The 8,963-nt window shown below is 61.8% G+C and carries 5 protein-coding genes and 1 pseudogene; 2 read left to right on the top strand and 4 right to left on the bottom strand.

The genetic code is table 11. The features are described from left to right. Window positions 1-144 precede the first annotated feature (144 nt). On the bottom strand, window positions 145-2,064 hold the full coding sequence (locus NUV89_RS24890) for an ATP-binding cassette domain-containing protein (RefSeq protein WP_257783406.1): 1,920 nt from the start codon (window positions 2,062-2,064) through the stop codon (window positions 145-147). A gap of 213 nt (window positions 2,065-2,277) precedes the next feature. On the opposite strand from NUV89_RS24890, the gene NUV89_RS24895 reads away from it, so the two are divergent. After that, complete coding sequence (locus tag NUV89_RS24895; RefSeq protein ID WP_026136848.1) at window positions 2,278-4,206, top strand: transglycosylase SLT domain-containing protein; 1,929 nt, start codon at window positions 2,278-2,280, stop codon at window positions 4,204-4,206. 90 nt (window positions 4,207-4,296) lie between these two features. Here NUV89_RS24895 and NUV89_RS24900 read toward each other — a convergent pair. Both NUV89_RS24900 and NUV89_RS24905 read right to left on the bottom strand, forming a co-directional pair. Beyond that, window positions 4,297-5,058 (bottom strand): annotated as a pseudogene (locus tag NUV89_RS24900) (Fic family protein); the annotation flags it as partial. A gap of 63 nt (window positions 5,059-5,121) precedes the next feature. Beyond that, window positions 5,122-6,888 (bottom strand): ABC transporter transmembrane domain-containing protein, encoded by a 1,767-nt coding sequence (locus tag NUV89_RS24905; RefSeq protein WP_257783408.1) that lies wholly within the window; start codon window positions 6,886-6,888, stop codon window positions 5,122-5,124. Window positions 6,889-7,143: 255 nt separating this feature from the next. On the opposite strand from NUV89_RS24905, the gene NUV89_RS24910 reads away from it, so the two are divergent. Then, window positions 7,144-7,323 (top strand): PA1571 family protein, encoded by a 180-nt coding sequence (locus NUV89_RS24910; RefSeq protein WP_017737326.1) that lies wholly within the window; start codon window positions 7,144-7,146, stop codon window positions 7,321-7,323. Between the two features lie 52 nt (window positions 7,324-7,375). Here the strand turns inward: NUV89_RS24910 and pdxB are convergent, their stop codons facing one another. Further along, entirely contained in the window at window positions 7,376-8,518 is a 1,143-nt protein-coding gene (gene pdxB / locus NUV89_RS24915) for a 4-phosphoerythronate dehydrogenase PdxB (RefSeq protein WP_257783409.1), read from the bottom strand. Between the last annotated feature and the right edge of the window lie 445 nt (window positions 8,519-8,963).

The raw sequence follows: 8,963 nt of genomic DNA on the forward strand, positions 1-8,963 counted from the left end.
GCTTTTTGTCAGTTGAAACATCTGGTGGCTGACACACCGCTTTCGCGAGCAAGCCCGCTCCCACATTTTTTAGATCGCATTTCATGTAAAAAGCCCGGCGTTCATACGAATGAACGCCGGGCTTTTTTAATGCACCGAAATCACTCAGGCATCCAACTCAGCCCAACGCTCAACCAGCACTTCCAACTCCTGGTTCAACGTCTCCAGGGAAGCAATGACCTTGGCCGTCTCAGCCGCCGGACGCAGGTAGAAACCCGCATCAGCCATATCCGCTTCAACCGCCGCGATCTGCTGTTCCTTGGCCTCGATATCACTCGGCAAGGCTTCCAGCTCACGTTGCAGCTTGTAGCTCAGTTTCTTCTTGGCAGCCGGTGCAGCTTCGACAGCCGGCTCGGCAGCTGCCACCGGAGTGACCACCGCCGAGTTCAAGTCGGCCTTGCCGGACTTGCTCTCGGTCACGCCCAGCAGGCGCGGCGAGCCGCCCTGGCGCAGCCAGTCCTGGTAACCACCGACGTATTCACGCACCTTGCCTTCACCTTCAAAGACCAGGGTGCTGGTGACCACGTTGTCGAGGAATGCCCGGTCGTGACTGACCATCAGCACAGTGCCGTTGAAGGTCAGCAGGACCTCTTCCAGCAGCTCGAGGGTTTCCACGTCGAGGTCGTTGGTCGGTTCGTCGAGCACCAGCAGGTTGGCCGGTTTGCTGAACAACTTGGCCAGCAGCAGGCGCGCACGCTCACCACCGGACAAGGCTTTCACCGGCGTACGGGCACGCTGCGGGCTGAACAGGAAGTCGCCCAGGTAGCTGAGCACGTGGCGGCTCTGGCCGTCGATGTCGATAAAGTCGCGGCCTTCGGCGACGTTGTCGATCACGGTTTTTTCCAGGTCCAACTGGTGGCGCAATTGGTCGAAGTAGGCCACGTCGATGCGTGTGCCCTCTTCCACGGTGCCGCTGGTCGGTTGCAGGCCGTTGAGCATCAGCTTGAGCAAGGTGGTCTTGCCGGTGCCGTTGGCGCCGAGCAGGCCGATACGGTCGCCGCGCTGCAGGACCATGGAGAAGTCCTTGATGAGGAATGGGCCATTCGGGTGATGGAAGCTGACGTTCTCCAGCACCATCACCTGCTTGCCCGACTTGTCGGCGGTATCCAGTTGGATATTGGCTTTGCCGGTGCGCTCGCGACGCTCGCTGCGCTCAACACGCAGGGCTTTGAGGGCACGTACACGGCCTTCGTTACGGGTGCGACGGGCCTTGATGCCCTGGCGGATCCAGACTTCTTCCTGGGCCAGCTTTTTGTCGAACAGGGCGTTGGCGGTTTCTTCGGCCGCCAGCGTGGCTTCCTTGTGCACCAGGAAGCTGGCGTAGTCGCCGTTCCAGTCGATCAGGCCGCCACGGTCCAGTTCGAGGATGCGCGTGGCCAGGTTTTGCAGGAAGGAACGGTCGTGCGTGATGAACAGCACGGCGCCCTGGAATTCCTTGAGGGCTTCTTCCAGCCAGGCGATCGCGCCGATGTCCAGGTGGTTGGTTGGTTCGTCGAGCAGCAGCAGGTCCGGCTCGGACACCAGGGCCTGGGCCAGCAGCACGCGACGACGCCAGCCACCGGACAACTCGGCGAGGGTCTTGTCGGCCGGCAGTTGCAGGCGGCTCAGGGTGCTGTCCACCAGTTGCTGCAAGCGCCAGCCGTCACGGGCTTCGAGGTCTTGCTGAACATGCATCAGCTTGTTCAGGTCGTCTTCGGTGACGCAGTTCTGCGCGAGGTGATGGTACTGAGCCAGCAACTCACCGACGCCGTCGAGGCCTTCGGCAACCACGTCGAACACTGTCCGTCCGTCGGCCACCGGCAATTCTTGCGGCAATTCGCCAATCTTGAGGCCTGGGGCGCGCCAGACAGAGCCGTCATCGGGCTTCTGGTCGCCTTTGACCAGCTTCATCATGCTGGACTTGCCGGTGCCGTTGCGGCCGATGATGCACACCCGCTCACCACGGGCGATCTGCCAGGACACCTTGTCCAACAACGGCATAGCGCCGAAAGCAAGGGACACATCGCTGAATTTGAGCAGGGTCATACGCTTCTCCAAAAACTGGGCGCGCATTCTACCTGAGTTAGGGGTGGGATGCGGCCGGCATTTTTTCTATAGACAGGTTATGTAAGACATTTCTGACCAACCTGAACGAACCGGCCGGCAAAGCTTTCGCCTGCGTCGAGCAAAAGGCTAAGCTAGGGGCAATCAGTGTCGGCCGCGCCGGCGCTATTCGTGATTTCTCTGCACGGACGTCTCATGCGCAGTCGCCTTTTCAACTTTTTATCTTGTCTGCTTCTTTCCGCCACTGCCGCCCAATCTGCCCAGGCCGTGGACCTCACCACCCAACGCCAGTATTACGATGAAGCCAAGCGTGCCCTGGCCAAGGGTGATTCCGGCCCGTACATGCAATACAGCCAGGCGCTGGCCGACTACCCGCTGACGCCGTACCTGGCCTACGACGAGTTGACCGCGCGCCTGAAAACCGCGAGCAACGAGGAAATCGAACAGTTCCTCGGCAAAAACGGCGACCTGCCCCAGGCCAACTGGATGAAGTTGCGTTGGTTGCGCTGGCTGGCCGACCGTGGCGACTGGCAGACCTTTGAAAAGTACTACGACCCCAAGCTCAATTTCGTTGAACTGGACTGCCTGCACGGCCAGTTCCAGCTCACCCACAATCTGAAGGCCGAAGGCTACAAGACCACCGAAAAGCTTTGGCTGACCGGCAAGTCCCAACCTGCCGCCTGTGATGCGACGTTCGCCCAGTGGGCCGCCGACGGCCAACTCACCGAACAGAAGATCTGGGACCGCGCCAAGCTTGCCGCCGAAGCGCGCAACTATGCGCTGGCCAACAGCCTGGTGAAAACCCTGCCGACCCTGGGCGCCCAAGGCCGCCTGATGGTGGACGTGGCGCAAAAGCCCGACATGCTTGGCGACCCGTCGCGCTTCCGACCGGTCAACGAGGCCATGTCTGACGCCGTAGGCCTGGGCCTGCGCCGCCTGGCGCGCCAGGACCCGGACAAGGCCATGGCCCTGCTCGACGGCTACGCCAGCAGCATGCACTTTTCCCGTGACGAAAAAGTGTCGATCGCCCGCGAAATCGGCCTGACCCTGGCCCGTCGCTACGACCCGCGCGCCCTTGACGTGATGACCCAATACGACCCGGAACTGCGCGACAACACCGTGTCCGAATGGCGCCTACGCCTGCTCTTGCGCCTGGCGCGCTGGGAAGATGCCTACCAGCTCACCCGCAAGCTCCCACAAGACCTGGCGACCACCAACCGCTGGCGCTACTGGCAGGCCCGCAGCCTGGAACTGGCCGAGCCGAAAAACCCGCAAGCGCTGGTGCTGTATAAAAATGTGGCCAAAGAGCGGGATTTCTACGGCTTCCTCGCCGCCGACCGCTCCAAATCCCCGTACCAGTTGACCAACCGACCGCTGGTGATGAGCCAGGCGCTGGTCAACAAGGTGCGCAACACCCCCGGCGTACGCCGTGCCCTGGAGTTCTACGCCCGGGGCCAGATCGTCGATGGCCGCCGCGAGTGGTACCACGTCAGCCGCCACTTCAACCGCGATGAAATGGTCGCCCAGGCCAAGCTGGCCTACGACATGAAGTGGTACTTCCCGGCGATCCGCACCATCAGCCAGGCGCAGTACTGGGACGACCTGGATATCCGCTTCCCGATGGCCCACCGCGACACCCTGGTGCGCGAAGCCAAGGTGCGTGGCCTGCATTCCAGCTGGGTGTTTGCCATCACCCGCCAGGAAAGCGCCTTCATGGACGACGCCCGCTCCGGCGTCGGCGCCAGCGGCCTGATGCAACTGATGCCCGGCACCGCCAAAGAGACCGCGCGCAAGTTCAGCATCCCCCTGGCCTCCCCGGCCCAGGTGCTCGACCCGGACAAAAACATCCAGCTCGGCGCCGCCTACCTGAGCCAGGTGCACAGCCAGTTCAACGGCAACCGCGTGCTCGCCTCCGCCGCCTACAACGCCGGTCCCGGCCGCGTGCGCCAATGGCTGCGGGGTGCCGACCACCTGAGTTTCGACGTGTGGGTAGAAAGCATCCCGTTCGACGAAACACGCCAGTACGTGCAGAACGTGCTGTCATATTCGGTGATCTACGGGCAGAAGCTCAATTCACCGCAGCCGCTGGTGGATTGGCATGAGCGCTACTTCGACGATCAGTAAGAGGAGCCGCTTCAAGCGGCTGGTTTGAAATTCCAAAAGGCATGACCGCATTGAGAGATGCGGGCATTTTTATGGAGTCGCCGGCCGCCCGCTCTGCGCAGCCTCAGCCAAAGCAAGGCTCAGGGCCTGCAGCATGAACTCGACAAAAGGCGTTGCTTCTGCCTGCTGGTCAGCGGCAGATAGGGCTGCGTAATAGGCATCCTGCTGCTGCCGCACAACCGCCTCGACGGGCAAGTAAGCCAATACGGGGCGCCACTGGCTCAAGATCAAGGTTTGCCATAGACGTCCCATCCGCCCATTGCCGTCAGCAAAGGGATGGATGAATTCAAACTCGTAATGAAAAACACAACTCGCAATCAGGGGATGCCAATCCGAGGCAGCCAGCCAATTCAGCAAGTCATCCACCAAATGCGTTACGCGGCTTGCAGGTGGCGCCATATGCACCAATTGCTCACCACGATAGATGCCAACACCCGACTGGCGATACCGGCCAGCATCGTCGATCAATCCGTACATCAGCTGCTCGTGAGCCTGCAACAAGTCAGCTCGATCACTCGCAACCCAATTCGGCATGGCCTCGTACGCAGCAAATGCGTTGCGCACCTCCTGGATTTCACGAGGCAAACCCAATACACGCTTACCGTCCAGAACAGCAGTCACTTGCTCGACGCTAAGCGTATTGTTCTCGATGGCCAGCGAGGCTTGAATCGTGCGGATGCGATTACCCCGCCGGAGTTGAGGTGTCTGTCGATTGTCGTCACCGACTGAAAGTTGACCGATCTGCTCACTGATATCGCCTACCAGCGCCAGTATCTTGGTCGTCAGGGTCAACGGAGGTTGATAGCGGCTCATGTCCTCATCCAGTTCAAGCACGAAAGACCACATGATGCCCTAAGGCCTTGGCACCGCGCAGCTTCAATCCACCTCCACCCCATCACTGAACTGCAACGCCGCCAACCGCGCATATAACGGATTGCTCGCAATCAACTGCTGATGCGTGCCCACCGCCACCAGCTTGCCCTGGTCCATCACCGCAATCCGGTCGGCGTTCTTTACCGTCGCCAGTCGATGGGCGATCACCAGCGTGGTGCGCCCTTGCATCAGTTGCGGCAGCGCTTGCTGGATCAAATGTTCACTCTGCGCATCCAGCGCGCTGGTGGCTTCATCCAGCAGCAGGATCGGCGCGTCCACCAGCAAGGCGCGGGCGATGGCCAGGCGTTGGCGCTGGCCGCCGGACAGGCCCATGCCGCCGTCGCCCAGGTGGGTCTGGTAGCCGTCGGGCATTTGCAGGATGAAATCGTGGGCGTGGGCGATGCGCGCGGCGGCTTCGACCTGTTCCCTGGTGGCGGACGGGTTGCCGTAGCGGATGTTCTCTTCGACGCTGCCAAAAAACAGCGCCGGGCTTTGGGACACCAGGGCGAAGTGACGGCGCACGTCCATGGGGTCTAGCGCGGTCAGCGGCTGGCCTTCGATCAGGATGCGACCGTGCTGGGGGTCATAAAAACGCAGCAACAGATCGAAAATTGTCGATTTGCCTGCACCGGACGGGCCGACCAGCGCCAGGGTTTCGCCGGGGTTGATCGTCAGATTCAAGCCGTCGATGGCGTAGCTATCCGGCCGCGACGGGTAGGAAAAGCGCAGGTCTTGCAGCTCCATACGCCCGCTCACCCGCTCCGGCAGCTGGACCGTGCCGGCGGCAGGCGCCTGGATTTCGTTGCTCGACTGCAACAGTTCACCGATGCGCTCGGCCGCACCGGCGGCGCGCTGCAACTCGCCCAGCACTTCGCTGAGGGTGCCGACGGCGCTGCCGACGATCAGGCTATAGAACACGAACGCCGCCAGCTCACCGCCGGAAATCCGCCCATTGATTACATCCATGCCGCCGACCCACAGCATCACGCCCACCGCGCCCAGCACCAGCATTATCACCAGGGTAATCAGCCACGCGCGCTGGAGGATACGCTTGCGCGCCGTGGTAAACGCCTCTTCCACGGTCACGGCGAAGCGCTGTTCGTCCTGTAGCTGATGGTTGTAGGCCTGCACGGTCTTGATCTGGCCGAGGGTCTCGGACACGTAGCTGCCCACGTCCGCGATGCGATCCTGGCTCTGGCGCGACAGGCTGCGCACGCGGCGGCCGAAGATCAGGATCGGCGCCAACACCAGCGGCAACGCCACCACGACGATGCTGGTGAGCTTGGGGTTGGTGACAAACAGCAACACGATGCCGCCGATCACCATCAAGGCATTGCGCAGGAACAGCGACAGCGAAGAGCCGATCACTGACTGCAGCAACGTGGTGTCGGTGGTCAGCCGCGACTGGATTTCCGAGCTGCGGTTGTTCTCGTAGAAGCCGGGATGCAGGTAGATCAGGTGGTTGAACACCTGCCGCCGGATGTCCGCCACCACCCGCTCGCCGATCCACGACACCAGGTAGAACCGCGCAAACGTGCCCACGGCCAGGCCCAGCACCAGCAGCATGAACAGGCCGATGGACTGGTTGAGCAGGTGCGGCGACTGGGTCATGAAGCCCTGGTCCACCAACAGGCGGATGCCCTGCCCCATGGACAAGGTGATGCCCGCCGTGACAATCAGTGCCAGCAAGGCACCCAACGCCGGCCAGCGATAGGGCGCAATGAAGCGGCTGGCCAGGCGAATCGCACGGCGTTGACGGATCGAGAACATGGAGGGCTTCACCTGCGCAATGAGGATAGGTATCTACACAGCAACATTGGGGGAACTTGGGTAAATAACAATGAGTCAGGTTAATTATGCCCGCCGATATGGGCCCCTAGAGGCTATCGGTCTAATGCCCGGCTGGAAATCTGTAGCGGTTTCTGGTGGACTGAGGGTTCGAACCGGTGATCTTGCAAGGAGTTGTAACAGCGCGGTCACGCGGGGGAATTAGAGTAGGTACACAACCTGATGAGGAGACAGGCCATGACCTTGCACACTAGCAGCACTGACAAAGTAGAAGTCGTCCGCACAGCGCATCAGGCCAACCTGGGTTGCTCGATCATCGACGCCCAAGGCCGCGAAGTGCCGATTACCGAGGACATGATCCAGCAAGCGTGCCGCGAGCTGGAACAGCGACTGGTCACGCCTGCCAAGCAAGGCTGAAGCGCCCAAGCTCTTTCAGACCCGGCCCTGGTGGCCGGGTTTTTTTATGGGGTTAAATGACTGTCGCGCCCAATGCCGACACGATACTTGCCAACGCCGCAGATTCCCCGTTGATACGCACCTTCAAGCCATCGATCTCGCGGCGCGCCGGGTAATGCTTGCGCAGCAGGTCAAACGCCTTGCGCTGCTCTTCCACGGTGCCGACAAGGCTGCGGCGGAAATCCGCATCATCGCGGCGCGGGTCGTACACACTGCGGCACAACGTCGCCAGCGCCCAGGCCGGATCGGTTTCGGCATTCAGATGCACCTCGGCCAGCCACAACGGCGGCAGCAGGTCACTCAGCTGAATGCTCGGCGCCTGGCCCAGGTGTGCACAGAACGCCTGGTAAATCTGCGCCGTGCCGCGCTGGCGGCCTTCCAGGCTATAACCGGCGATATGGGGCGTGGCCAGCACGCACAGGTCGGCCAGGTCGACGTCCACTTCAGGCTCGCCCTCCCACACATCGAGCACTGCTTGCAGGTCTTCGCGCTCCAGCAACACCTCGCGCAGGGCCGCGTTGTCCACCACCGGGCCACGGCTGGCGTTGATGAGCCATGTGCCGGGCTTGAGCTGGTCGAGGCGCTGGCGATCGAACAGGTGCCAGGTGGAGCCCTTGCCGGACTTGGTCAGCGGCGTGTGCAGGCTGATCACATCACACCGCTCGATGATCTGCTCCAGGCTGACGTACTCGCCCCCTTCGGTGCTCTGCCGGGGCGGATCGCACACCAGTACGTTCCAGCCCAGGCCCTTGAGCACCTTGACCAGCCGCCCGCCGACTTCGCCGGCGCCGACAATGCCGTAAGTGCGCTGATTGAGGTCGGCGCCTTCGATCTCGGCCAGGGTCTGCAGGCTGCCCAGCACGTAGTCCACCACGCCCCGCGCATTGCAGCCGGGGGCGCTGGACCACTGGATACCGGCCTGCTTGAAGTAATCCAGGTCCAGGTGATCGGTGCCGATGGTGCAGGTGCCGACAAACCGCACCGGCGTGCCTTCCAGCAGCGCGCGGTTGACGTTGGTCACCGAGCGCACCAGCAGCACATCGGCCTGCTCGACCGTGGCGCGGTCGATGGCACGGCCGGGCACGCGGCGGATCTCGCCAAACCCTTCAAAGAAGGCGTCGAGCAGCGGAATATTTTCGTCGGCAACAATCAACATGGCAGGCTCCTTTCGCGGACCCGCAGTGTACAGGCTTGCGATCTGTGTTCCAGCGCAGATCCACTGGGATGAACGGGCTGTTGTGGGAGCTGGCTTGCCTGCGATGGCGGTGGGTCAGGCAATAGAGGGGGTGACTGTTATACCGCTATCGCAGCATAGGTATCTACACAACTTTGAGCATTGCTGCTGGACCTGTGGCGAGGGAGCTTGCTCCCGTGACGGCCTGGCAGTCGGGCGATTTTTACCGGGTGTAAACCGGCTCTACTGTGGGAGCTGGCTTGCCTGCGATAGCGGTGTGTTAGGCACTGAGGCTTTTTGGCCGGAGTACATATCCGTTATTTAGGTAACGGATGATTAGGGTTCCGCCCTTACGGCGGCTCACTTTTGAGAAGCGCAAAAGTAAGCAAAACGCTCTTGCCCCACCACTCGGCACCTCGCCTAGGCT

The organism is Pseudomonas sp. 18.1.10, assembly GCF_024655625.1.
GTDB lineage: Bacteria > Pseudomonadota > Gammaproteobacteria > Pseudomonadales > Pseudomonadaceae > Aquipseudomonas.

Coding starts and splice junctions, on each gene's coding strand:
- NUV89_RS24895 (WP_026136848.1), top strand. CDS start 2,278: ATGCGCAGTCGCCTTTTCAACTTTTTATCTTGTCTGCTTCTTTCCGCC.
- NUV89_RS24910 (WP_017737326.1), top strand. CDS start 7,144: ATGACCTTGCACACTAGCAGCACTGACAAAGTAGAAGTCGTCCGCACA.
- NUV89_RS24890 (WP_257783406.1), bottom strand. CDS start 2,064: ATGACCCTGCTCAAATTCAGCGATGTGTCCCTTGCTTTCGGCGCTATG.
- pdxB (WP_257783409.1), bottom strand. CDS start 8,518: ATGTTGATTGTTGCCGACGAAAATATTCCGCTGCTCGACGCCTTCTTT.
- NUV89_RS24905 (WP_257783408.1), bottom strand. CDS start 6,888: ATGTTCTCGATCCGTCAACGCCGTGCGATTCGCCTGGCCAGCCGCTTC.